The sequence below is a fragment of the Klebsiella sp. G-Nf4 genome, assembly GCF_002810615.1.
Classification (GTDB): Bacteria; Pseudomonadota; Gammaproteobacteria; order Enterobacterales; family Enterobacteriaceae; genus Klebsiella; species Klebsiella variicola.
The window spans coordinates 210,937-234,916 of sequence record NZ_PION01000010.1; the positions used below are offsets into that span (position 1 = coordinate 210,937).

Annotated in this window: 19 protein-coding genes; 13 read left to right on the forward strand and 6 right to left on the reverse strand. The window is 62.3% G+C overall.

Annotated features, from left to right (window positions below; genetic code table 11):
* Nucleotides 1-24: 24 nt before the first annotated feature.
* On the reverse strand, nucleotides 25-1,266 hold the full coding sequence (gene entS, locus CWM57_RS20490) for an enterobactin transporter EntS (protein ID WP_100675930.1): 1,242 nt from the start codon (nucleotides 1,264-1,266) through the stop codon (nucleotides 25-27).
* 112 nt (nucleotides 1,267-1,378) lie between these two features.
* On the opposite strand from entS, the gene fepD reads away from it, so the two are divergent.
* From fepD to fepC, 3 genes are read left to right on the forward strand one after another with little or no spacing between them, the layout of a single operon-like run.
* A complete protein-coding gene (gene fepD, locus CWM57_RS20495) occupies nucleotides 1,379-2,386 on the forward strand; it encodes a Fe(3+)-siderophore ABC transporter permease (protein WP_008805582.1) in 1,008 nt (335 codons plus the stop codon).
* The gene (gene fepG, locus CWM57_RS20500) at nucleotides 2,383-3,375 is read left to right on the forward strand and encodes an iron-enterobactin ABC transporter permease (RefSeq protein ID WP_165784232.1); all 993 of its coding nucleotides are present in this window, start codon (nucleotides 2,383-2,385) and stop codon (nucleotides 3,373-3,375) included. The genes fepD and fepG overlap by 4 nt, the downstream gene beginning before the upstream one ends.
* Complete coding sequence (gene fepC / locus CWM57_RS20505; RefSeq protein WP_074386581.1) at nucleotides 3,372-4,166, forward strand: iron-enterobactin ABC transporter ATP-binding protein; 795 nt, start codon at nucleotides 3,372-3,374, stop codon at nucleotides 4,164-4,166. The genes fepG and fepC overlap by 4 nt, the downstream gene beginning before the upstream one ends.
* A gap of 64 nt (nucleotides 4,167-4,230) precedes the next feature.
* On the opposite strand, the gene entF is transcribed toward fepC, so the two are convergent.
* Genes entF through fes form a run of 3 tightly spaced genes read right to left on the reverse strand, consistent with a single transcriptional unit; the run spans nucleotide 4,231 to nucleotide 9,562 of the window.
* Entirely contained in the window at nucleotides 4,231-8,112 is a 3,882-nt protein-coding gene (gene entF, locus CWM57_RS20510) for an enterobactin non-ribosomal peptide synthetase EntF (protein ID WP_100675931.1), read from the reverse strand.
* A gap of 10 nt (nucleotides 8,113-8,122) precedes the next feature.
* A complete protein-coding gene (locus CWM57_RS20515) occupies nucleotides 8,123-8,326 on the reverse strand; it encodes an MbtH family protein (RefSeq protein WP_074386583.1) in 204 nt (67 codons plus the stop codon).
* A 27-nt stretch (nucleotides 8,327-8,353) separates the two neighbouring features.
* Nucleotides 8,354-9,562 carry an enterochelin esterase gene (gene fes, locus CWM57_RS20520; protein WP_100631573.1) on the reverse strand — a complete coding sequence of 403 codons (1,209 nt, stop codon included), beginning with the start codon at nucleotides 9,560-9,562 and terminating at the stop codon, nucleotides 8,354-8,356.
* Between the two features lie 259 nt (nucleotides 9,563-9,821).
* On the opposite strand from fes, the gene fepA reads away from it, so the two are divergent.
* Complete coding sequence (gene fepA, locus CWM57_RS20525; RefSeq protein WP_032729591.1) at nucleotides 9,822-12,050, forward strand: siderophore enterobactin receptor FepA; 2,229 nt, start codon at nucleotides 9,822-9,824, stop codon at nucleotides 12,048-12,050.
* Between the two features lie 66 nt (nucleotides 12,051-12,116).
* Nucleotides 12,117-12,746, forward strand: a complete 630-nt coding sequence (entD, locus tag CWM57_RS20530) for an enterobactin synthase subunit EntD (RefSeq protein WP_100675932.1) — start codon at nucleotides 12,117-12,119, stop codon at nucleotides 12,744-12,746.
* A gap of 34 nt (nucleotides 12,747-12,780) precedes the next feature.
* Here the strand turns inward: entD and CWM57_RS20535 are convergent, their stop codons facing one another.
* Nucleotides 12,781-13,716, reverse strand: coding sequence for a transketolase family protein (locus CWM57_RS20535; RefSeq protein ID WP_100675933.1), 936 nt, complete (start codon nucleotides 13,714-13,716; stop codon nucleotides 12,781-12,783).
* Entirely contained in the window at nucleotides 13,709-14,539 is an 831-nt protein-coding gene (locus CWM57_RS20540; protein ID WP_074386586.1) for a transketolase, read from the reverse strand. Before CWM57_RS20540 ends, CWM57_RS20535 begins: the two co-directional genes overlap by 8 nt.
* A gap of 374 nt (nucleotides 14,540-14,913) precedes the next feature.
* Between CWM57_RS20540 and CWM57_RS20550 the strand changes: the two genes are divergently transcribed.
* From CWM57_RS20550 to CWM57_RS20585, 8 genes are all read left to right on the forward strand, one after another.
* The gene (locus tag CWM57_RS20550) at nucleotides 14,914-15,864 is read left to right on the forward strand and encodes a sugar-binding transcriptional regulator (RefSeq protein WP_002893602.1); all 951 of its coding nucleotides are present in this window, start codon (nucleotides 14,914-14,916) and stop codon (nucleotides 15,862-15,864) included.
* A gap of 349 nt (nucleotides 15,865-16,213) precedes the next feature.
* Nucleotides 16,214-17,734 (forward strand): FGGY family carbohydrate kinase, encoded by a 1,521-nt coding sequence (locus CWM57_RS20555; RefSeq protein ID WP_100631576.1) that lies wholly within the window; start codon nucleotides 16,214-16,216, stop codon nucleotides 17,732-17,734.
* A gap of 159 nt (nucleotides 17,735-17,893) precedes the next feature.
* Nucleotides 17,894-18,829 (forward strand): D-ribose ABC transporter substrate-binding protein, encoded by a 936-nt coding sequence (locus CWM57_RS20560; protein WP_004176926.1) that lies wholly within the window; start codon nucleotides 17,894-17,896, stop codon nucleotides 18,827-18,829.
* Nucleotides 18,830-18,872: 43 nt separating this feature from the next.
* The gene (locus tag CWM57_RS20565; RefSeq protein ID WP_100631577.1) at nucleotides 18,873-19,493 is read left to right on the forward strand and encodes a DUF2291 family protein; all 621 of its coding nucleotides are present in this window, start codon (nucleotides 18,873-18,875) and stop codon (nucleotides 19,491-19,493) included.
* Nucleotide 19,494: 1 nt separating this feature from the next.
* Nucleotides 19,495-21,039, forward strand: coding sequence for a sugar ABC transporter ATP-binding protein (locus CWM57_RS20570; protein ID WP_100631597.1), 1,545 nt, complete (start codon nucleotides 19,495-19,497; stop codon nucleotides 21,037-21,039).
* Nucleotides 21,040-21,056: 17 nt separating this feature from the next.
* The gene (locus CWM57_RS20575) at nucleotides 21,057-22,124 is read left to right on the forward strand and encodes an ABC transporter permease (protein WP_100631578.1); all 1,068 of its coding nucleotides are present in this window, start codon (nucleotides 21,057-21,059) and stop codon (nucleotides 22,122-22,124) included.
* A gap of 60 nt (nucleotides 22,125-22,184) precedes the next feature.
* Nucleotides 22,185-22,982 carry an SDR family oxidoreductase gene (locus CWM57_RS20580; protein ID WP_074386591.1) on the forward strand — a complete coding sequence of 266 codons (798 nt, stop codon included), beginning with the start codon at nucleotides 22,185-22,187 and terminating at the stop codon, nucleotides 22,980-22,982.
* 201 nt (nucleotides 22,983-23,183) lie between these two features.
* The gene (locus tag CWM57_RS20585; RefSeq protein WP_023297198.1) at nucleotides 23,184-23,969 is read left to right on the forward strand and encodes an SDR family oxidoreductase; all 786 of its coding nucleotides are present in this window, start codon (nucleotides 23,184-23,186) and stop codon (nucleotides 23,967-23,969) included.
* The last annotated feature ends 11 nt before the right edge of the window (nucleotides 23,970-23,980 follow it).

The following is a 23,980-nucleotide window of genomic DNA, read 5'->3' on the forward strand; positions in this document are numbered from 1 at the left end:
CGCCACCGGGCAATCGCACCCTACTTAACTTTCGTTGACGATTTCCGGGCGCTGGAAACGGCGCAGCTCGCGTAGCAGCCCCACCAGCAGCACGCCGACGAGCGCCAGTGCCCAGCCGCTGGCGCTGGCGGAGGCCGCCGGCGTCATCACCGCCCCTAAGCCACCGAGCAGCGCCGCGCCGATGGCGTCGCCGGTGACGTTTTGCGCGGTCCACAGACCATTAATCCGCCCGAGCATATTTTCCGGCGTCTGAGTCTGGATCAGGGTGTACTGCAGCAGCGAGCTGATGGCGCTCAGCCAGCCAAACAGCGCCAGGCACAGCGCGCCCAACGCCCAGTGCGGCATCAGGCTGAACAGCGCAATGGCGACAAACGATCCCACCGTCGTCGCCAGCATCAGCGCGCCGGGCCGCACCGTCTGGGCCAGCTGGCCGCTGGTCAACGCCCCCAGCGCCGCCCCGAACGGAATAGCGGCATACAGCAGGCCAATCTGTCCGGCCGACATCCGCCAGCCGTCGGCCAGCGCCGGATAGAGCACCCGCACCGCGCTGGCCATGGTCAGCAGACCGCCGAGCAGCGCAATCCCGCCGATAAGCGGGCTCTGGCAGAGGAAGGTCAGCCCCGCCAGCAGGGATCGCAGCGGATGCTCGCGCGGCTGCGGAGGCGGCGGCAGCTGCGGCAGACGCAGCAGGGTTAAGGTGGTGATAAAGGTCCCCGCCGCCGCCAGGCCGAAGTTCCAGGCCACGCCGCCGGTGGCCAGCAGCAGGCCGCCGATCATCGGCGAAATCACCGAGCCAAGGCGCACCGTCAGCATAGTAATGGCCCCGGCCTGCATCAGGTTTTCCCGTCCCACCAGCGCCGGCGTCGCCGCCAGCAGCGCGGTCACCCCCAACGAGGCGAAGAACCCATCCCAGATCCCCAGCAGGTAGATCGCCGCCAGCGACGGCTCCGGCAGCAGGGCGTTCAGACACAGGCCGACAAAGCCCACGCCGCAGGTGCCGCGCGCCAGCAGGATCAGGCGTTTACGTTCATAGCGGTCAGCCAGCACGCCCCCCACCATCAGGCCAACAAACATCGACGCGCCGGTCAAGGTCACCGACAGCCCGACCTGCCAGGTCGAATGAGTCATCATCTGGATCTGGACCGGAATGGCCACGCCCAGCAGGCCAAGCGACAGAATAGAGATAAAGCGAGCGATAAAAACGGCGCGAAACGCCGGGTGAGTTTTCAGCAGGCTGAGATTGAGCAGCCAGGATTGTCGGTTCATTACAGCGCCTTGTCGTTATTTTTAATACCCTTTTTACTGTGGGTCATGCTACCATAGCTGAATAAAATCGATAACGATAATTACTATCATTATCATATCAGGGATGTCAGTTATGTCGTTTTCTACGACCGCGGTACGCTCTGTCGCCGTGCCCGGATTGTTGCTGTTACTCGCCTTAGCCGCCGCGCTTAGCCTGACCATCGGCGCTAAATCGTTGCCGATCGGCACGGTATTCACCGCCTTCAGCGGAACCTGTCAAAGCGCCGACTGCACCATCGTGCTGGACGCGCGCCTGCCGCGTACCCTGGCCGGTCTGCTGGCCGGCGTCGCCCTCGGTCTCGCCGGCGCGCTGATGCAGACGCTCACCCGTAACCCGCTGGCCGACCCCGGCCTGCTGGGGGTCAACTCCGGCGCCAGCTTCGCCATCGTCCTCGGCGCGGCGCTGTTCGGGATCACCTCCCCGCAGGAGCAACTGCTGCTGGCGTTTTGCGGCGCGCTCTGCGCCTCGCTGCTGGTGGCCTTTACCGGCAGTCAGGGCGGCGGCCAGCTGAGCCCGGTGCGCCTCACCCTCGCCGGGGTCGCCCTCGCGGCGGTACTGGAGGGGCTGTCAAACGGCATCGCCCTGCTCAACCCGGACGTCTACGATCAGCTGCGCTTCTGGCAGGCCGGTTCGCTGGATATCCGCACCCTGCAAACCCTGAAAATTGTCCTGCTGCCGGTGGTGATGGCGGGGATCGCCGCCCTGCTGCTGAGCCGGGCGCTTAACAGCCTGAGCCTGGGCAACGATACCGCCACTGCCCTCGGCAGCCGCGTCGCCCGCACCCAACTGATCGGCCTGATCGTCATCACCGTGCTGTGCGGCAGCGCCACCGCCGTCGTCGGCCCCATCGCCTTTATCGGCCTGATGATGCCGCATATGGCGCGCTGGCTGGTAGGTGCCGATCATCGCTGGTCGCTGCCGGTCACCCTGCTCGCCACCCCGGCCCTGCTGCTGTTTGCCGACGTGATTGGCCGCCTGCTGGTGCCCGGCGAACTGCGGGTATCGGTGGTGAGCGCCTTTCTCGGCGCGCCGGTGCTGATCTGGCTGGTGCGCCGCCAGCCGCGGGGAGGTGGCCTGTGATTGCCCCGTCCCGCCGCCTGATAGCCAGTTGCCTGCTGCTGATGGCCGCCAGCCTGCTGATTTCCCTGCTCGGGCTGGCGCAAGGCCCGGTGCCCCTGACGATCGACCAGGTGTTCTCCGCGCTGTTCGGCGACGCGCCGCGCAACGTCGCGATGGTGGTGAACGAATGGCGGCTGCCGCGGGTGTTAATGGCGCTGCTCATCGGTGCCGCGATCGGCGTCAGCGGCGCCATTTTCCAGTCGCTGACCCGCAACCCGCTCGGCAGCCCGGACGTGATGGGCTTTAACACCGGCGCCTGGAGCGGCGTGCTGGTGGCGATGGTCCTCTTCGGCCAGAACCTCACGGCGATCGCCCTGGCGGCGATGGCCGGCGGGGTGTTGACCTCGCTGGTGGTCTGGCTGCTGGCCTGGCGCAATGGGATCGAGACCTTCCGCCTGATCATTATCGGCATCGGCGTGCGCGCCATGCTGGTGGCATTCAACACCTGGCTGCTGCTGCGCGCCTCGCTGGAGACCGCCCTTTCTGCGGGCCTGTGGAACGCCGGATCGCTTAACGGCCTGACGTGGGGTAAAACCTGGCCGTCGGCGCCGCTGATCCTGCTGATGCTGGTGGGCAGCGCCCTGCTGGTTCGCCGGATGCGGCTGCTGGAGATGGGCGACGATACCGCCTGCGCGCTGGGGGTACAGGTCGAGCGTTCGCGCCTGCTGCTGATGCTGGTGGCGGTGGTGCTCACCGCCGCCTCGACGGCGCTGGCCGGGCCGATCTCATTTATCGCGCTGGTGGCGCCGCATATCGCCCGCCGCCTGAGCGGCACGGCCCGCTGGGGACTGACCCAGTCGGCCCTGTGCGGCGCGCTGCTGCTGGCGCTGGCCGATTACGGCGCCCAGCGGCTGTTTATGCCGTGGCAGCTGCCGGTTGGCGTGTTAACCGTCAGCCTCGGCGGTATTTACCTTATTGCATTGTTGATTCAGGAGTCCCGCAAAAAATGAGTGCAGCCCCCTCCCGTTTGCGCGGCGAGCAGTTAACCCTGGCCTACGGTAACAAGACCATCGCCGAGTCGCTGAACGTGACCATCCCTGACGGCCACTTCACCGCCATTATCGGCCCCAACGGCTGCGGCAAGTCGACGCTGTTGCGCACCCTCAGTCGCCTGATGACGCCGGCCAGCGGCCACGTCTGGCTCGACGGCGCGCAGATCCAGCAGTACGCCAGTAAAGAGGTTGCCCGCCGCATCGGGCTGCTGGCGCAGAATGCCACCACCCCTGGCGATATCACGGTGCAGGAGCTGGTGGCCCGCGGGCGCTATCCGCACCAGCCGCTGTTTACCCGCTGGCGCAAAGAAGATGAAGAGGCGGTGAACAAGGCGATGCGGGCGACCGGGATCAGCGATCTGGCGCTGCAGAGCGTCGACACGCTTTCCGGCGGCCAGCGGCAGCGGGCGTGGATTGCGATGGTGCTGGCCCAGGAAACGGCGATTATGCTGCTGGATGAGCCAACCACCTGGCTGGACATCAGCCATCAGATCGACCTGCTGGAGCTATTGAGCGAGCTGAATCGCGAGAAGGGATATACCCTGGCGGCGGTGCTGCACGATCTTAACCAGGCCTGCCGCTACGCCACCCACCTGATCGCCCTGCGCGACGGCAAGATCGTCGCCGAGGGGGCGCCGAAGGAGATCGTCACCGCCGATCTGATTGAACGGATTTACGGCCTGCGCTGCACGATCATTGAGGATCCGGTGGCGCATACGCCGCTGGTGGTACCGCTGGGCCGCCGGTAATATCCTCTTTCCCCGGCTTGCGCTACGCTGAGACGGGCTACGTGCTGTAGCCCGAACTCAACCGTTACCCCAGAATCTCCCTAACCACCGGGCCGATGGCCTCAAAGGCCTGCGGGGAGATGATGTCGACGTGGGCGCAGTTCTGGCTGAACACCTCCAGTTCCCCCACCCACGGGCCCCATACGACCTGCGGATCCATCCCCGCCTGCCGCGTCTTCTCCGCCACGAACAACGTCGCCTTGCCGTCAAACTTCGCGCTGTGGGCGGTGGTTAACAGCCGCACCGCATCGGCATAGTTGCCTTCGATGGCGCTGAACAGCTCGCCGGAAGCTTGCCCCTGCTGGGCGGCGAGGAACGCTTCGCGCTCGCGGTCAATTTCCGCCAGCACTTCGGGATCCAGCCCGTTGGCCTCTTTCTCCGCCCAGTTTTGCGTCTCCGGCGGCCAGGTATCCAGCAGGCCGAGGAAGGCCACCGCTTCGCCGCGCTGGCGCAACCGGGCGGCAATGCCCTGGGCTAAGGTGCCGCCCAGCGAATACCCAAACAGGTAATAAGGGCCGTGCGGCTGCTGCGCCAGCAGCGTGCGCAGATGGTGCTCGCACACCTCGTCGAGGCTGGTGGCGGTGACCATCGGCCCCTGCGGGCGCGGCGACTGAATACCGGTTATTGACCAGCGCGGGCTGAGATAGCGCGCCAGCACGCTGAACTGCCAGGCAAAGCCGGAGGCGGGATGGAAGCAGAACAGCGTCGGGCCGTCGCTCTCGCGCAGCGGCAGAAGCGTATCCAGCCCCAGGCGCCGGGCCTGCTCATCGCTGAGATCGGCAGCCAGCAGCGCGCTCAGTTTGCCCACCGTCGAGGCCACCATCACCTGCCCCGGGGTCACCTGCCGCGCCAGCTGGCGGCTGAGCTGTGCCGCCAGACGCATCGCCAGCAGAGAATGACCGCCGAGGGCGAAGAAATCGGCGTCGATATCGTTCACCTCGCAGCCCAGCAGCTGGCTGAAGGCGGCGGCGACAAGGGTTTCCATGCCGGGCTCCGGCGGTCGGCCGCTGCGTTCACCGCCGAGGGTCGGCAGCGGCAGCGCTTTGCGGTCCAGTTTGCCATTGGCGCCCAGCGGCAGGTCGGCGAGCTGCATCAGCACCACCGGTACCATATGCGGCGGCAGCTGTTCCGTCAGCCGCGCTTTCAGCGCCGCGGTATCCAGCGGCAGGCCGGAGTCAGAGACCAGATAGCCCACCAGCTGCCGGGCATCGCCGCCGATCGCCGCCGCCTGATTGAAGACGCAGGCGTGACTCACCGCCTGCGCCACATCCGGCAGGGCCGACATCACCCGGTCAATCTCGCCAAGCTCGATGCGCTGCCCGCGGATCTTCAGCTGATCGTCGCTGCGGCCAAGGTACTCCACCGCGCCGTTCGTCAGCCAGCGCGCCACGTCGCCGGTGCGATACATCCGCTCACCGGGGGCAAACGGGTCGGCAATAAAGCGGCTGGCGGTGAGGTCCGGACGCCCCAGATAGCCCTGCGCCAGCTGGATGCCGGTGAGATAAAGATCCCCCGCCACCCCCGGCGGCACCGGGCGCATCGCGGCATCGAGAATGCGCAGCCCGGTGTTCCATACCGGCCAGCCAATCGGCACGCTGCTGCCGGTCACCGCCGCCAGCTCAGGGCCGCAGGCCGGATACCAGCTGACGTCCACCGCCGCCTCCGTCGGGCCGTACAGGTTATGCAGCGGCGCGCCGGTTAAGCGCTCCCATTCACGACACAATTCCGTCGGCAGCGCTTCGCCGCTGCAGAATACCCGCCGCAGCGTGCGGCAGGCGGCGACGCTGTCGGCATCCAGCGAGGCGACAAACGCCGCCAGCATCGAGGGCACAAAGTGGGTGGTGGTCACACCGTAGTGGGCGAAGAACTGCTGCATCGCCTGCGGGTCGCGGTGCGCCTCCGGCTCGGCCATCACCAGCTGCGCGCCGGCGATAAACGGCCACCAGAACTCCCACACCGACACGTCGAAACTGCACGGCGTTTTCTGCGCCACCACGTCGTCGGCAGATAACGGATAGCGATCCTGCATCCACAGCAGGCGGTTGACGATGGCGGTCTGGCCGACCATCACCCCTTTTGGCCGCCCGGTGGAGCCAGAGGTAAAGATGATGTAGGCGGTATGCTCCGGTGTTGACAGCGCCAGCGGCGCGTCATCCCCGGCGGCCAGCGGCTGCTGGTAGCAGAGGCTTTCCAGCCCCGGGATATCGCTGAAGCGGGCCAGCTGATCCTCCGAGGTGATCAGCAGCGACGGCCGGGCGTCTTCCAGCATCATCCGCAGGCGATCGTCCGGGTAGCCGGTGTCCAGCGGCAGCCAGGCGGCCCCCGCTTCGACAATACCGTGCAGCGCCAGGGTCAGGAACACCGAGCGCGGCAGGGCCACCGCCACGCTGTCGCCCGGCTTCACGCCGCGCTGACGCAGCAGTTGCGCGAGCGCCACCACCTGCTGACGCATCTCGCGATAGCTGAACTGCCAGCGGGCGTCCGCCAGCGCCGGGGCATCCGGCGTCTTCCGTGCCTGGTCGGCCACCAGCGCGCTGAGGGTGGTGGCAGGCAGCGGCACAGCGGTATCGTTGACCGCCGCCAGCCGGGCCAGCTCATCGGCGGAGAGCATCTCTGCTTCGCCGCAGCGCAGCGCTGGATCGGCGGCGAACTGCGCCAGCAGCGCGGTCAGTCGCGCCATGTGGCGACGGAGCTCGGCTTCGTCGTACCGGGCCTTGTTGGCGAGGATCTCCAGCGACAGCCCGCCGGTTTCATCCGGGAACAGCGCCAGCTCGAGATCGTTGACCGGGCCGGTGGCGAGGGTGTGGGTCAGTGCCTGCACACCATCGATATCCAGCTGGTAATCAAAGACTTTGACGTTCAGCACCGGGCCGAACAGCGGTTCGTCCCCTGCCGCTTTGCCGCTGTCGCGAACGATCTGTTCGGCGTCATAGCGCTGATGGCGGCGCATCTTTTTCAACTGACCGGCGAGGCGCATCGCCAGGTCTGCCAGCGTCTCCTGGGCGACAATATGCACCGCCAGAGGCAGGACATTGAGCACCGGCCCCGTCGAGGTCAGCGCGGCTGAACCCATCCGGCGCATAAAGATAAAGCCCGCCGCGTAGTCCATCCGGTTGCACAGGCGGCCCAGCCACAGCGTGGTGAGCGCCAGCGCCAGGTCAGCGGGCTGACACTGCGGCGCATGGCCGGCCAGGCGGCGGAAGGCGTCGGCGTTCATCTCCAGCTTCATCCGCCAGATATCGCTCCCGGCGGCGCGTCCGCCCAGCGGCGCGGCAGAGAGTGAGGCAGGCGCCGGTAACGCCTGGCGCTGGGCCTGCCAGAAGGCTTTATCCCGCTGCCAGGCCTCGCTGCCGGCGTAGCGCTGGTACTCGTCCACCACCTCGGCGAAGGGGGTGAAAGGCGACTCAGGAGTGGCTTCCCCCCGCTGCCAGGCGCGGTAAATGGCAGCGATCTGCCGGGTTATCGCCGGGAAGCTGAAGCCATCCACCAGCAAGTGGTGATAGCGCTGATACCAGTACCAGCGGTCGTCGCCGACGCGCAGCAGCTGATGGCACACCAGCGGGTTGCCGCCGTCGACACGCAGATCCTGCGCCAGGTCCGCCTGCATCCGCTCCGTGGCGGCGCGATGCGGATCCGGCGCCGTACGCAGGTCAATGATCGCCGGTTCGCCAAAGGTGCGGTCGGCCGCCACCCACTGCCAGACTTCCCCCTCCTCTTCCTGAAAGCGCAGGCTGAGGGTGTCCGCCTGCTGCAGACCGGCGACAATCGCCTTACCCAGCAGCGCCGGGTCGAGTGCGCCCCGCAGTTCAACATAGTGGGCCACGCTCCAGGCGCCTGGCAGAGTGGAGAGGCGCTCGGCCATCCAGATCCCCGGCTGCGCGGCAACCAGCGGTAAACGAGTGGTCATTGTCAGCTCCTTATGACGCATGATGGGCGGGAGTCAGGGTTGACCAGTTGGCCGCCAGCCAGGCGTTGCAGTCCTCGGCCGACTGCGGGGGGCACACCACCGTCCAGCCGTCAGGCAGGGCGCAGTGCCCCGGCCACAGGCTGTACTGCTGCTGGTCATTGCGCAGAATGTAAAACTGCCCTTGCGGATTGTCGAAAGGGTTACTGAATTGCATATCAAACTCCTGTCGTAAAGCGCGGTGCTAAGGGTGCGACAGCAGAGGCTGCCAGAGCTGGATAAGCCCTGCCGTCAGCCCGCCGCGCCAGCAAAGCGCATCATGCCCGCCGTCAACCTGACGCCAGAAAATCGTCTGCTGTGTCGTAGTGAGTTGCGCCAACAGCGCCTGGTTGGCACGAAAAATAATCGGTTCACGCTGGCCCGCTTCCAGCCAGATGCGCAGCCCGGCCGCGGACACCTCGCCCAGGCGGAGACGTTCGCCGATAAAGCCCGTCCCGCGGCCATCGCGATGCGGCCACCAGTAGGAGCCAGACTGGCTGAGTACGCCGCCAAAGCGCTGCGGCCAGTTGAGAGCAGCGAACATCGCCGCCAGGCCGCCGAAGCTTTGCCCGGCCACCACGGTCCGCTCCGGGCGGTCGCTAAACGGGGCGCGATCGCGGACCAGCGGCAGGAGCTCCTCCTGCACCGCCAGCCAGAAATCGCGATGACAGGGCAGCTCAACCCCGCGGCGCTGGTTGTCGATCGCGTCGATCAGCAGGTAGACCGCCGGCGGCAGTCTCCCCTCGCGGGTCAGTGCGGCCAGCGGCGACCACACCGGCATGCTCTCGGCCCAGAACTGGCCGTCGAGCAGGATCGCCAGGGGCCGCGTTTGCGGGTCGACGGCCTCGCCGGGGGTGTAGATCCAGACCCGGCGATGGTTGCCCAGACGCGCGCTGCGCCACTCAAGGCATCGGGCGGGAGGATGCGCCTCATTAAGCCGGTCCCAGCCGGGCTGCGCGGGCGCCTGCGGCATCTCCAGGGCGGACACGCCATGGCCGCGTCCGCCCTGCCAGCTGTGCGGGTTCAGCGGATCGGCTATCGCCCGCGGCAGCAGTTTGCGCCAGCCTTCGCGCAGCAGCGCGCGGTCGGGCGCGTCAGCGCTGAACACCTCAGGGGAAAAATCATCGTCACGGTCGGAGGGAATAAAACAGTAGCTACCGCGCCAGGTCGGCGACAGCGTGGTTCGCCAGGACCAGGCGTCGGTCCCGGGCAGGCGCGTCAGCGATTGCGGCCGCGCATTCTGATGGTGGTCGGTCACCCCGGTGATATAGAGCCATACCCGACGGCGCGGAGAGTGCGTTTCATCCCCCGCCGGATCCCGCCACCAGAACGTCACCTCGATGGCGCCATCCACTGCGCGGCACTGCGGCCCCTGCAGGGTTTGCCACCACTCCTCGCTTCCTGTCCTTAACATTCTGTCATTAACCCTATGTATAGCGTGACTTTTTTAATTAATTGTAATTCTTTATTGATAATATTATTGATAACTATTTGCATTTGCAATAGCGTATTAGCGCGCCGTGGGAAGCGCGTCTTTCACAAAACATGTCGAAGAGAGCTTATTCAGCTAGCGACGGAGTGCCTTTGCCCTCTTCCGGCAACATTTATGCCGCCTCCCCTCCCGGTGGGAAGGGGCGTTTGGGGAACGTGGCGACTAAAGAGCAGGAATAACAATGAATAACAGGATCAAATCCCTGGCCTTGCTGGTCAATCTGGGAATTTACGGGGTTGCTTTTCCGTTAAGCGCAGCGGAAACCGCCACCGACGATAAAAACAGCGCGGCTGAAGAGACCATGGTGGTCACCGCCGCCGAGCAGAATCTGCAGGCGCCGGGCGTCTCCACGATCACCGCCGATGAGATCCGCAAACGCCCGCCAGCGCGCGACGTCTCGGAGATCATTCGCACCATGCCGGGGGTCAACCTGACCGGCAACTCCACCAGCGGCCAGCGCGGCAATAACCGCCAGATTGATATCCGCGGCATGGGCCCGGAAAACACCCTGATCCTGATCGATGGCAAGCCGGTCACCAGCCGCAATTCCGTGCGCCTTGGCTGGCGCGGCGAGCGCGACACCCGCGGCGACACCAGCTGGGTGCCGCCGGAGATGATCGAACGCATCGAAGTCATTCGCGGCCCGGCCGCCGCCCGCTACGGCAACGGCGCCGCCGGCGGGGTGGTGAATATCATCACCAAAAAAACCGGCGATGAGTGGCACGGCTCATGGAACACCTATATGAACGCCCCGGAGCACAAGGATGAAGGCTCCACCAAACGCACTAACTTCAGCCTCAGCGGCCCGCTGGGCGGCGATTTCAGCTTCCGCCTGTTCGGTAACCTCGACAAAACGCAGGCCGACGCCTGGGATATCAACCAGGGCCATCAGTCCGAACGTACCGGGATCTATGCCGACACCCTGCCTGCCGGGCGCGAAGGGGTACAAAATAAAAACATCGATGGTCTGGTGCGCTGGGAATTCGCCCCGATGCAGTCGCTGGAGTTTGAAGCCGGCTACAGCCGCCAGGGCAACCTCTACGCCGGCGACACCCAGAACACCAACACCAACGACCTGGTGAAAGAGAACTACGGTAAAGAGACCAACCGTCTGTATCGCAACACCTACTCGGTCACCTGGAACGGCGCCTGGGACAACGGGGTGACCACCAGCAACTGGGCGCAGTACGAGCGCACCCGCAACTCGCGCAAAGGCGAAGGCCTGGCCGGGGGCACCGAGGGGATCTTTAACAGTAATCAGTTCTCGGATATCGATCTGTCGGATGTGATGCTGCACAGTGAAGTCAGCATTCCCTTCGACTATCTGGTTAATCAGAACCTGACGCTGGGCAGCGAGTGGAACCAGCAGCGGATGAAGGATAACGCCTCCAACACCCAGGCGCTGTCGGGCGGCAGCATCCCGGGCTACGACAGCACTGGCCGCAGCCCATACTCGCAGGCGGAAATCTTCTCGCTGTTCGCTGAGAACAACATGGAGCTGACCGACACCACCATGCTGACCCCGGCGCTGCGTTTCGATCATCACAGCATCGTCGGCAATAACTGGAGCCCGTCCCTCAACCTGTCGCAGGGCCTGTGGGACGACTTCACGCTGAAGATGGGTATCGCACGCGCCTATAAAGCGCCGAGCCTGTATCAGACCAACCCGAACTACATTCTCTACAGCAAAGGCCAGGGTTGCTACGCCAGTAAATCCGGCTGCTATCTGCAGGGTAACGACGACTTAAAAGCCGAGACCAGCATCAACAAAGAGATTGGCCTCGAGTTTAAACGCGACGGCTGGCTGGCGGGCGTCACCTGGTTCCGCAACGACTACCGCAACAAGATTGAAGCGGGCTATGCCCCGGTCTATACCAACGGCAGCGGCACCGACCTCTACCAATGGGAAAACGTACCAAAAGCGGTGGTGGAAGGCCTGGAAGGGACGTTGAACGTGCCGGTGAGCGAGACCGTCAACTGGACCAACAACATCACCTACATGCTGCAGAGTAAGAACAAAGAGACCGGCGATCGTCTGTCGATTATCCCGGAATATACGCTGAACTCTACGCTGAGCTGGCAGGTACGCGATGACGTTTCGCTGCAGTCGACCTTCACCTGGTACGGCAAGCAGGAGCCGAAGAAGTACAACTACAAGGGTCAACCGGTTACCGGCAGCGAGAAGAACGAGGTCAGCCCCTACAGCATCCTCGGCCTGAGCGCGACCTGGGACGTCACCAAATACGTCAGTCTGACCGGCGGCGTGGATAACGTCTTCGACAAGCGTCACTGGCGCGCGGGCAACGCCCAGACCACCGGGGGCACCACCGGCTATATGTATGGCGCCGGTGCCGAGACCTATAACGAATCGGGCCGCACCTGGTATATGAGCGTCAACACCCACTTCTGATAGCGGGTTCTCCCTCCCCCGCCCTTGCAGGATAAAGGGCGGGGACAACCGCGGTAACCTTACCCTATGCGCCACCATCACACCACTTTGCCGCTGGCCGGCTATACCATCCAGCAGATCGACTTCGACCCGGCGACTTTCCAGCCTGAAGATCTGTTCTGGCTGCCCTATCACGCCAGCCTGACCGGCTGGGGCCGCAAGCGGCAGGCGGAGCATCTGGCCGGACGCATCGCCGCGGCATACGCCCTGCGCGAGGTGGGGGAGAAACGGCTCCCCGCCATCGGCGATCGGCGCCAGCCGCTGTGGCCCACGCCCTGGTTCGGCAGCATCAGCCACTGCGGCCAGCGCGCGCTGGCGGTGGTTGCCGATCGGCCGGTGGGGGTCGATATCGAGCGCCGGTTTACCCCCCAGCTGTCGGCGGAGCTGGAGAGCAGCATTATCAGTCCGGCGGAAAAAACGGCGCTGCTGCGCAGCGGCCTGCCCTTTCCGCTGGCGCTGACGCTGGCGTTTTCGGCCAAAGAGAGTGGGTTTAAGGCGACGCCTGCGGCAAATCAGCGCGCGCTGGGGTTCGCCGATTTTCAGATCGTGGACATAACGGCAAGCACCTTAGCGCTTGAGTTTGCGGAGCAACGCTATCCCTTGCACTGGATAGCGTCGGAGGAGCAGGTCATCACGCTTTGCGCATTGCAGCAGTAAACGCCCGCGCTTCACGCGACGGGCGTTCAGGCCATCAGCCCCTTTTTTGCACCAGGGCAACGATGGCGGCGGCATCAAACCCGTGGTACTGGCGCATCCAGCCGCGATCGGCGGCGGCGGCGTACTCCCCGTCCAGGATCCCCAACCGCTGCAGGGCAATGCCCACCCCCGCTTCCGCCAACACCTCCGCCACCAGGCTGCCCAGCCCGCCGTTGACGTTATGCTCCTCGACGGTGATCACCGAACCACACGGCCGGAGCGCCGCCAGCAGCGCCGCGGTATCGCAGGGGCGGATCGACGGCACGCTGACCACTTTCGCCTGGATACCGAGGTCGGCAAGCTGCTGCGCCGCTTCCACTACCTCATGCACCGTCGATCCGGTGGCCACCAGCGCGACGTCCTCGCCTTCACGCAGGGTCAGCACGGCGCCGGGAACGAAGCGATACGACTCGTCAAGCAGCTCCGGCAGCGCCTTGCCATCGAGACGAATATAGACCGGGCCCTGATAAGCAAGGGCATAGTCGATGATCTGCCGACATTCGCGCGGCGTGGAGGGGGCGAAGATCTGGATATTGCCAAAGCCGCGCATCACCGCCAGATCGTCAATGGCATGGTGGGTGCTGGCCAGCGGGCCGTAGCTGGCCCCGGCGTTAAGGCCGAACAGCTTCACGTTGGTGTTGTTGTAGCAGACATCCACTTTGATTTGCTCATTGGCCCGCGAGATAAGAAACGGCGCGGCGTTACAGGTCACTGCCACTTTGCCGCCCAGCGCCAGCCCCGCGGCGGTGCCGACCATGCTCTGCTCAGCGATGCCGACGTTCACCAGCCGACCGGGAAACTGCTTAATAAAGGGGGCGATTTTAGCCGTCGACGTGGAATCGGCCACCACCGGCACCAGATCGACGCCGTTTTCTACGGCAGCAATAAAGGCCTCGACCATGACGTTAGCCAGGTGTTCTGTATTACTCATCTTTCAGTTCCTCCAGCGCCAGAGCGATCTCTTCGCCTTTCGGCACCCGGTGGTGCCACTCCGGGCGCCCCTGGATAAAGGAGATCCCCGCGCCTTTCGTGGTGTTGGCAATAATGACGTTCGGTTTACCGGTCTGCTGTAGCCCCTCGATGGCCGCGACCACCGAGGCCATGTCGTTACCCTGGCACTCGCTGACTTCCATACCGAAGGCGCGCCATTTATCGGCCAGCGGATCGGTATTCATGATTTCGCGCGTCGGCCCGGCCAGCTGGAGGTTGTTCTTATCATTAATAATGACCAGATTATCCAGACCGTAGTGCGCCGCCGCCAGGGCGGCTTCCCAGTTGCTCCCCTCCGCCAGCTCGCCGTCGCCAGTAATCAAAAAAATGCGGCGGGTGCTGTTGCTTTTCTTCGCAGCCAGCGCCAGCCCCACCGCAACAGGCAAACCGTGACCCAGCGCGCCGGTGTTCAGCTCGATGCCCGGCGTTTTCTGCCGCACCGGGTGGCCAGGGAGATGGGAATTGGCATGCTGGTAGGTCTCCAGCCATTCAACCGGGAAGAAACCGGCTTCCGCCAGGACGCAGTAGTAGCACCCCACGGCATGGCCTTTCGACTGGATGTAGATATCGCGCTGCGGGTCGTCGAGCCGGTCCGGCGCGACGTTAAGGACGCGGAAATAGAGCGCGGTTAATAGTTCGACCTGCGAAAGGTCAGCCCCGGTGTGGCCGCCGGCCGGACTATTGGCGTTTAAGCGCACAATGTGGCGCCGCACCGCGCGGGCTTTACGCTCCAGCGTCTGAATATCATATCTGTAGGGATTCATTTCATACCTCTGAATTTATTTTCAGCATGGAATATTTATTCCAGCAAGGACTAAAAAAACCAGATATCCCCATGCCGGGTGGTAAGCCTTCTGCCACAGCGCCCTACTCAGGAACATTCTGCCTCCCGCTCCAGGCGAAGCCCGGATAAACACGTTGACTCGAAATCGCCTTGAATATATATTCAATAATGATTCTTTATTCGATTATGGCCTGGCTGTTTTGTTTTTGTCCATAGCCGATTTTGAGGATTGGCAAAAGTTAGACGCCTGTCACACTTAAGTCTGATTTTTTTTCGCGTATGATAAAAGTCACTACGATAATGGCTGCAGCTAACCGCCTGAAGAAAGGCGATAAATGATTTTCGAGGATTAATATGGCTAAGCAGGATGAACAACGGCTATTGGTTAAGATTGCCACGCTTTACTATCTGGAAGGACGAAAGCAGTCTGATATCGCCCAACTTCTCTCGCTGTCTCAGTCATTTGTCTCCCGCGCCATTACCCGCTGCCAGAAAGAAGGCGTCGTCAAGATCAGCGTCGTTCAGCCGTCCAACATCTTTCTGAAGCTCGAAAAAGGGCTTGAGGATCGCTACGGCCTTAAGCAGGCGGTGGTGGTGGATACCGAGGAAGAGGCCAGCGATCATACCATCAAGCGGGCGATTGGCTCCGCCGCCGCCCACTATCTGGAAACCCGGCTGCGGCCAAAAGATCTGATTGGCGTCTCCTCGTGGAGCTCAACCATTCGCGCGATGGTCGATGAAGTTCATGCGCAAAACCTGAAAGCCAGCGGCGTGATCCAGCTGCTCGGCGGCGTCGGGCCAAACGGTAACGTGCAGGCGACGATTCTTACCCAGACCCTCGCCCAGCGCCTGAACTGCGACGCCTGGCTGCTGCCGTCACAGAGCATCGAGGGATCCATGGAGGAGCGCAACCGGCTGTTGGCCAGCAAAGACGTCGCTGACGTGGTGTCGCGCTTTGATGAAGTGGATATCGCCATCGTCGGTATCGGCATTCTCGAACCCTCCCAGCTGCTGAAAACCTCCGGTAACTACTATCATGAAGATATGCTGCAGGTGCTGGCGGCGCGCGGCGCGGTGGGTGATATCTGCCTGCACTACTACGACAAAAACGGCCATCCGGTGTTACGCGATGATGAAGATCCGGTGATCGGTATGGCGCTGGAGAAGGTCAAAAAATGCCCGAACGTGGTCGCGCTGGCCGGCGGTACCGATAAAGTCGCGGCCATCAAAGGCGCCCTCACCGGCGGCTACATTGATGTTTTAATCACCGATTATCCTACCGCTCGCATGCTGGTTAGCGACTAACCTGCCGCGCTGCTTTTCCTTTCTGCCGCCCTGACGTGCTTTTTTAGCTTCAGGGCTGGCTCTGCTAATGCATTTAAATTCAATCAGTTAATCAACCACTCCAGCCGCCAGCCGCCGCTTTCACCGATCGGCGAAATGTGATTGCCAGCACAATTGATGATTTTTCCGGTAGCCCGTCACCGGGTTTGTGGCTTAAGGTATCAAATAAATAATCACTATCGAATATATATTCAGTGATTAAAAAGATGATAACGAAATGTCACAACATGGCCTGCACAGACGCAGGAGACGGTGGGAGATATTCCTCGTCTCCGCGGTTCCAGGACACCGAGTGACCGAGGAGAGCACGATGCAGGCGACAGCAAAAGAGTTCATCATTGCCCTGGATGAAGGCACCACCAACGCCAAAGCGGTGGTGCTGGATAGCCGGGGCAAGGTTATCGTCAAATTCTCGCAGCCGCTGGCGATCCAAACGCCGCGCGACGGCTGGGTGGAGCAATCGGGCGAAGCGCTGGTTACCGCCTCGCTGGCGGTGATCGCCAGCGCGGTGGCCCACGTTGGCGCGGAAAACGTCGCCGCGCTGGCCATCAGCAACCAGCGGGAAACCGCCATCGGCTGGTATCGCGACAGCGGCGAACCGATTAACGCGGCGATCACCTGGCAATGCACCCGCAGCGCCGCGTTCTGCGACACACTGCGTCACGATCGCCAGGAACAGCACATTAAGTGTGCCACCGGCCTGCCAATCGCCCCGCTGTTCTCGGCCTCCAAAATGCGCTGGCTGCTGGATGCGACTGTCGATGGCCACCTGCGCGCCGAACGCGGTGAGATTTGCCTCGGCACCATCGACAGCTGGCTGCTGTGGAATCTGACCGCCGGAGAAGCCTTCTGCTGCGACTACTCCAATGCCGCCCGCACCCAGCTGCTGAACCTGCACCGCGGCGAGTGGGACGACGAGATGCTGACGCTGTTCGGCATTCCGCGCGCGGCGTTGCCGGACATTAAACCGTCGAGCGGCCTCTTCGGCCATACCAAAGGACTGGCCGCCATTCCGGACGGTATTCCGATCATGGCGATGATCGGCGACTCCCACGCCGCGCTGTTCGGCCACGCGCTCGGCGAGGCCGGCTGCGTCAAAGCCACCTACGGCACCGGCTCTTCGGTCATGGCCCCGGTCAAATCGGCCCAGTGCGATATCGACGCGCTGGCGACCACTGTCGCCTGGCACGATGGTGACCAGCTGGTGTGGGGCCTGGAAGGGAATATTCCCCACACCGGCGATGCCGTCGCCTGGATGGCGGACAGCACCGGACTGAGCGAACTCTCTGCCGCCGAGCTGGCCCATGAGCTGAATACCCTCCCCGCCTCCGTCGACTCAACCCTCGGGGTCTACTTCGTGCCGGCGCTGACCGGTCTTGGCGCGCCCTGGTGGGACGACAGCGCCCGCGGCGTGATTTGCGGCCTGAGTCGCGGGGTGAAACGCGCGCATCTGATCCGTGCGGCGCTGGAGTCCATCACCTATCAGATAGCCGACGTGGTGGTGGCGATGCGTCAGCATGAGGAATTCACCCTGACGGCGTTGATGGTGGACGGCGGGCCGACCAACAATGACTGGCTGATGCAATACCAGGCCGATCTGCTCGGCTGCCCGGTGATGCGCAGCGACGTGCCGGAGCTGTCAGCCATCGGCGCGGCGTTGCTGGCGCGCAAAGCGCTCCATCCGGGGTCGACCGCCGATCTGCAGGCCTTCTTAACCGAACACAGCACCTTTCAGCCCGACATGGCCCGCCACCTGCGCTTACAAACGCGCTGGCAGGAGTGGCGCCATGCGGTCGACCGAACATTATGGAAACCGGACTCGCCAGCCTGACCGCCAGACTGCGCGACGACACGCATTCACTTATCACAGGAGAAACCCGGCCCATAACGATATCGCTATCCCCGAATACATCAGGGGAAATTTCAGACCGTAAAAGCCTGCCCGCTCAGGGGCTCATTTGTTCGAATATAAAAATACAGGAACAGAGTCATGAAATTACGTATAACCCTTTTAACCGCTGCTACCCTGACCGCCTTCTCCTTTGCCGCGCACGCCGCGGAGAAAGGCACCATTATGATCATGGTCAACTCGCTGGATAACCCGTATTACGCCTCGGAAGCCAAAGGCGCCAGCGAAAAAGCCCAGGCGCTCGGCTATAAAACCACCGTGCTGTCCCATGGCGAAGATGTCAAAAAGCAGAATGAGCTTATCGACACCGCGATTGGTAAAAAAGTGCAGGGCATTATTCTCGATAACGCTGATTCCACCGCCAGCGTCGCCGCCATTGAAAAAGCCAAAAAAGCCGGCATTCCGGTGGTCTTAATTAACCGCGAAATTCCGGTTGATGATGTGGCGCTGGAACAAATTACCCACAATAACTTCCAGGCCGGCTCTGAGGTCGCCAACGTCTTCGTGGAAAAAATGGCGGAGAAAGGCAAATACGCCGAGCTGACCTGCAACCTCGCCGATAATAACTGCGTCACCCGTTCTAAATCTTTCCATCAGGTCATTGACCAGTATCCGGATATGGTCAGCGTGGCGAAACAGGATGCCAAAGGCACCCTGATCGACGGCAAACGCATCATGGACAGCATCCTGCAGGCGCACCCCGACGTGAAAGGCGTCATCTGTGGCAACGGGCCGGTAGCCCTTGGCGCGATTGCGGCGCTGAAAGCGGCCAACCGTAGCGATGTGATTGTCGTCGGCATCGACGGCAGCAACGATGAGCGCGACGCCGTGAAAGCCGGCACCCTGCAGGCAACCGTGATGCTGCAGGCGCAGGCTATCGCCGCCCAGGGCGTCACCGATCTGGATAATTACCTGCAAAAAGGCGAAAAACCGGCCAAACAGCGCGTGATGTTCCGCGGCATTCTGATTACCCAGGATAACGCCGATAAAGTCCAGGATTTCAACATTAAGTCCTGAGTTCGGGTGGTTGCGCCCCTGCGGGGGCGCAGAGGAGAGCATTATGTTTAAGAAAACCTGTCTGACGCTGGCCGTACTGGCGCTAGGGGGCTGTCGCATCGTCTCGCAGCAGGAGCTGGCAGACCTGAAATCCCCGCCCAACCCGCATATGGCGAATATGGATAAAACCTGGCAGCAGAGCATCGTACCGCAGGTGGTGACGAAAGCGCGTCCGGCGGCGGAACTGATGAGCGCGCTCAAGGCGGCAAAAGACATTGATAGCGCCTGCAAAACCCTCGGCTACCGTGCGCAGGATGAAAACCCCTGCATCTTCTACGTCAAGGTTTCAGGTACCGTCAGCAAACTCGATACCGCCTCGCGCAGCGGCAAAATGACCCTGTCCGACGCCAGCGTCGGCAATGTGACGGTGCAAATTGGCCCTACCCTGCGCGGCACCCAGCTGCGCGACGGCTACAGCGGCGCCAGCTATCAGGACTTTAATGACCAGGTGCTGTTCGGCGAGTACAGCAAGAATATCAACAGTCAGGCGGTCAAAATGATTCAGACAGCCAACGTTAAAACCGGCGATAGCGTGGAGGTGTACGGCGTCTTCTCGGCCTGGGATATTCCGCAAACTCTCCCGGAAATTACCCCGGCGAAAATCATTCATGCGGGGGGACAATAATATGGCGCCGCACGATCTCGTCGCTCCCCAGCCCGTTGAGTCCGAAGTGATTATCGAAACCCGCGGTCTGTCGCGCGTCTATCCCGGCGTGACCGCCCTGGATAATGTTAATTACCGGGTCTATCGAAATAAGGTCAACGTGCTGATCGGAGAAAATGGTGCGGGTAAATCCACCATGATGAAAATGCTTGCCGGTGTGGAAACGCCCTCTTCCGGGCAAATTATTCTTGATGGCGAAGCGGTTTCATTACAGTCGACGCATCAGGCAGAAAAACTGGGCATCAGTATTATTTTCCAGGAACTGAATTTATTTCCCAATATGAATGTGATGGACAACATCTTCATGGCGAATGAATTCTTTCAGAAAGGACGCATTAACGAAAAATACCAGTACGCGCTGGCAAAATCGCTGCTGGAACGGCTGGAGCTGGATGTTGATCCCTACACCCCGCTCGGTGAACTCGGTATCGGCCACCAGCAGTTAGTCGAGATTGCCCGCGCGCTGTCGAAAGACACTCGGGTGCTGATCATGGACGAACCCACCTCGGCGCTGAGCCAGTCTGAGGTCAAAGTGCTGTTCAAGGTGATCGCGCAGCTTAAACGCCGCGGCGTGACCATCATCTATATCTCGCATCGCCTCGAAGAGCTGATGGAGATTGGAGACAACATCACCATTTTCCGCGACGGTCGTTTTATCAGCGAGCGTCACGTCAGCGACGCCAGCGTTCCGTGGATCATCGAGCAGATGGTCGGTGATAAGAAAAAACATTTTGATTATCAACCGGCGCCGAAAGGCGACGCAGTGCTTGACGTCAAAGGGCTGACCGCGCTGCATCCGAGCGGCGGCTACAAACTTAATGACGTCACCTTCACCCTCAGCAAAGGCGAAGTGATCGGTATTTACGGCCTGCTGGGCGCCGGGCGCACCGAGCTGTTTAAAGGTCTGGTGGGCTTGATGCCCTGCCAGCGCGGCGAGGTGCATCTCAACGGCGAAAGCATCGGCAAAACGCGCTTTCAGCAACGTCTGAAAAAGGGGCTGGCACTGGTGCCGGAGGACCGTCAGGGCGAAGGCGTGGTACAGATGATGTCGATTCAGGCCAACATGACGCTCTCTGATTTCAGCCTGCAGGGGTTCCGCCGCGCCTGGCGGTGGTTGAACCCGCAAAAAGAAGAGAGCTGCGTAAAAGAGATGATCCAGCAGCTGGCGATCAAGGTCAGCGACGCCACATTGCCCATCACCTCGCTGAGCGGCGGCAATCAACAAAAAGTGGTGCTGGGTAAAGCGCTGATGACTCAGCCACAGGTGGTGTTCCTCGACGAACCGACGCGCGGCATCGACGTCGGCGCGAAAACCGACGTCTATCACCTGATCGGCAAAATGGCCCAGCAGGGGCTGGCGGTGATGTTTTCATCTTCGGAGCTGGATGAGGTGATGGCCCTGGCCGACCGCATCCTGGTGATGGCCGATGGCCGCATTACCGCCGATCTACCGCGTCACGCGGTGACCCGCGAACAGTTAATCGCGGCTTCAACACCTCAAGATTAATCAGGCTGGAATCCATCATGAACCAGAAATATATGATTTATATGTACCTGCTGAAGGCCCGCACCTTTATCGCCCTCCTGCTGGTGATCGCGTTCTTCAGCGTGATGGTACCCAACTTCCTGACCGCCTCGAACCTGCTGATCATGACCCAGCACGTGGCGATCACCGGCCTGCTGGCCATCGGCATGACGCTGGTCATTCTCACCGGCGGCATTGATTTGTCCGTCGGCGCGGTGGCGGGGATCTGCGGCATGGTGGCGGGCGCGCTGCTGACCAACGGCCTGCCGCTGTGGAACGGCGATGTTATTTTCTTTAACGTCCCGGAGGTGATCCTCTGCGTGGCGATCTTCGGCGTGCTGGTCGGCCTGGTGAACGGCGCGGTGATCACCCGCTTCGGCGTGGCGCCGTTTATCTGCACCTTAGGCATGATGTACGTCGCCCGCGGCTCCGCGCTGCTGTTTAACGACGGGAGCACCTACCCGAATCTTAACGGCATGGAAGCGCTGGGCAACACCGGTTTCGCCACCCTCGGCTCCGGCACTCTGCTCGGCGTCTACCTGCCGATCTGGCTGATGATCGGCTTCCTCGTGCTGGGCTACTGGCTGACCACCAAAACGCCGCTTGGCCGCTACATCTACGCCATCGGCGGCAACGAATCCGCCGCCCGCCTCGCCGGCGTGCCGATCGTGAAAGCGAAAATATTCGTCTATGCCTTCTCCGGCCTGTGCGCGGCGTTTGTTGGCCTGATTGTCGCATCACAGCTGCAAACCGCGCACCCGATGACCGGCAACATGTTCGAGATGGACGCCATCGGCGCCACCGTGCTCGGCGGCACCGCGCTGGCCGGCGGCCGCGGTCGGGTGACCGGGTCAATTATCGGCGCCTTCGTCATCGTCTTCCTTGCCGACGGCATGGTGATGATGGGCGTCAGCGACTTCTGGCAGATGGTGATTAAAGGCGTGGTGATCGTCACCGCTGTGGTCGTCGACCAGTTCCAGCAGAAGCTGCAGAGCAAGGTCATCCTGATGCGCCGCCACGAGGAAAAACTGGCCGCCATTTCCCCCAACGGCGCCACCTCCAGCTAACCGGTAACGATTCACATCTTCCGCCGGGCCTGGTGCCCGGCTCAGCGAAAGGGAAAAAATATGCAACGAGATTTCCAGAACAAAACGGTGGTGATCACCGGCGCCTGCCGCGGCATCGGCGCAGGTATTGCGGAGCGCTTTGCCCGCGACGGCGCGAATCTGGTGATGGTCTCCAACGCCGAGCGCGTTCACGAGACCGCCGACACCCTGCGTCAGCGCTATCAGGCGGATATTTTATCGCTGCAGGTCGATGTCACCGATGAAGCCCAGGTTCAGGGGCTATATGAGCAGGCCGCCGCCCGCTTCGGCACTATTGACGTCTCCATTCAGAACGCCGGGGTGATCACCATCGATTACTACGACCGGATGCCAAAAGCTGATTTCGAAAAAGTGCTGGCGGTCAACACCACCGGCGTGTGGCTGTGCTGCCGCGAGGCGGCCAAATATATGGTGAAACAGAATCACGGCAGCCTGATCAATACCTCTTCCGGCCAGGGGCGGCAGGGCTTTATCTACACGCCGCATTATGCCGCCAGCAAAATGGGCGTGATCGGCATTACCCAAAGCCTGGCTCACGAGCTGGCGCCGTGGAACATCACCGTCAACGCCTTCTGCCCGGGCATTATTGAAAGCGAAATGTGGGATTACAACGATCGCGTGTGGGGCGAAATTCTCAGCACCGAGCAGAAGCGCTACGGCAAGGGCGAACTGATGGCCGAGTGGGTCGAGGGCATTCCGATGAAACGCGCCGGTAAACCGGAAGACGTGGCCGGGCTGGTGGCCTTCCTCGCCTCCGACGACGCGCGCTATCTCACCGGGCAGACCATCAATATCGATGGCGGTTTGATTATGTCGTAATCCCCCGCGGGTTAGCGGGCCCCATCGCCCGAATAAGGTGTCCCGCATTGGCGCCACCACCCCGGGACGGCCCCCCGGTGGCGCTTCGCTTACCGGGGCTACGTAACACCGCCGAAAGGTTGCCCGGATAAGGCGCTACGCGCCGCCATTCGGGAAACAGGGCTCCCGACGTTCGACACTATATTGAAGAGAGTAAACATTATGATCGGTAAAGATTTTGCACAGCAGCTGTTTAACCTGCAGGGGCGCGTCGCCTTCGTCACCGGCGCCGGCAGCGGTATCGGCCAGACCATCGCCTGCAGCCTCGCCAGCGCGGGTGCGCGGGTAGTCTGTTTTGATCTTCGCGACGACGGCGGGCTGGCGGAAACGGTCAGCCATATTGAATCCATCGGCGGTCAGGCTTGTTCTTATACCGGCGATGTCCGCCAGATTGCCGACCTGCGCGCCGCCGTCGCGCTGGCCAAAAACCGCTTTGGCCGCCTCGACATCGCCGTCAACGCCGCCGGGATCGCCAACGCCAATCCGGCGCTGGAGATGGAGAGCGAGCAATGGCAGCGGGTGATCGATATCAATCTCACCGGCGTATGGAACTCCTGCAAAGCGGAAGCGGAACTGATGCTGGAGTCCGGCGGCGGGTCGATTATCAATATCGCCTCGATGTCGGGGATTATCGTTAACCGCGGCCTCGACCAGGCGCATTACAACTGCTCCAAAGCCGGCGTGATCCATCTGTCGAAAAGCCTGGCGATGGAGTGGGTGGGCAAAGGGATCCGCGTCAATTCCATTAGCCCGGGCTATACCGCCACGCCGATGAATACCCGTCCGGAGATGGTGCACCAGACCCGCGAGTTTGAAAGCCAGACGCCGATGCAGCGAATGGCGAAGGTGGAAGAGATGGCCGGCCCGGCGCTGTTCCTCGCCAGCGACGCCGCCTCGTTCTGCACCGGCGTAGACCTGGTGGTCGACGGCGGGTTTGTCTGCTGGTGATCCTCTCCTGC

Bases quoted from the DNA above. Each gene is read 5' to 3' on its own strand.
- entS (WP_100675930.1), bottom strand. From the start codon at position 1,266: ATGAACCGACAATCCTGGCTGCTCAATCTCAGCCTGCTGAAAACTCAC.
- fepD (WP_008805582.1), top strand. From the start codon at position 1,379: ATGTCGTTTTCTACGACCGCGGTACGCTCTGTCGCCGTGCCCGGATTG.
- fepC (WP_074386581.1), top strand. From the start codon at position 3,372: ATGAGTGCAGCCCCCTCCCGTTTGCGCGGCGAGCAGTTAACCCTGGCC.
- entF (WP_100675931.1), bottom strand. From the start codon at position 8,112: ATGACCACTCGTTTACCGCTGGTTGCCGCGCAGCCGGGGATCTGGATG.
- CWM57_RS20515 (WP_074386583.1), bottom strand. From the start codon at position 8,326: ATGCAATTCAGTAACCCTTTCGACAATCCGCAAGGGCAGTTTTACATT.
- fes (WP_100631573.1), bottom strand. From the start codon at position 9,562: ATGTTAAGGACAGGAAGCGAGGAGTGGTGGCAAACCCTGCAGGGGCCG.
- fepA (WP_032729591.1), top strand. From the start codon at position 9,822: ATGAATAACAGGATCAAATCCCTGGCCTTGCTGGTCAATCTGGGAATT.
- entD (WP_100675932.1), top strand. From the start codon at position 12,117: ATGCGCCACCATCACACCACTTTGCCGCTGGCCGGCTATACCATCCAG.
- CWM57_RS20535 (WP_100675933.1), bottom strand. From the start codon at position 13,716: ATGAGTAATACAGAACACCTGGCTAACGTCATGGTCGAGGCCTTTATT.
- CWM57_RS20540 (WP_074386586.1), bottom strand. From the start codon at position 14,539: ATGAATCCCTACAGATATGATATTCAGACGCTGGAGCGTAAAGCCCGC.
- CWM57_RS20550 (WP_002893602.1), top strand. From the start codon at position 14,914: ATGGCTAAGCAGGATGAACAACGGCTATTGGTTAAGATTGCCACGCTT.
- CWM57_RS20555 (WP_100631576.1), top strand. From the start codon at position 16,214: ATGCAGGCGACAGCAAAAGAGTTCATCATTGCCCTGGATGAAGGCACC.
- CWM57_RS20560 (WP_004176926.1), top strand. From the start codon at position 17,894: ATGAAATTACGTATAACCCTTTTAACCGCTGCTACCCTGACCGCCTTC.
- CWM57_RS20565 (WP_100631577.1), top strand. From the start codon at position 18,873: ATGTTTAAGAAAACCTGTCTGACGCTGGCCGTACTGGCGCTAGGGGGC.
- CWM57_RS20570 (WP_100631597.1), top strand. From the start codon at position 19,495: ATGGCGCCGCACGATCTCGTCGCTCCCCAGCCCGTTGAGTCCGAAGTG.
- CWM57_RS20575 (WP_100631578.1), top strand. From the start codon at position 21,057: ATGAACCAGAAATATATGATTTATATGTACCTGCTGAAGGCCCGCACC.
- CWM57_RS20580 (WP_074386591.1), top strand. From the start codon at position 22,185: ATGCAACGAGATTTCCAGAACAAAACGGTGGTGATCACCGGCGCCTGC.
- CWM57_RS20585 (WP_023297198.1), top strand. From the start codon at position 23,184: ATGATCGGTAAAGATTTTGCACAGCAGCTGTTTAACCTGCAGGGGCGC.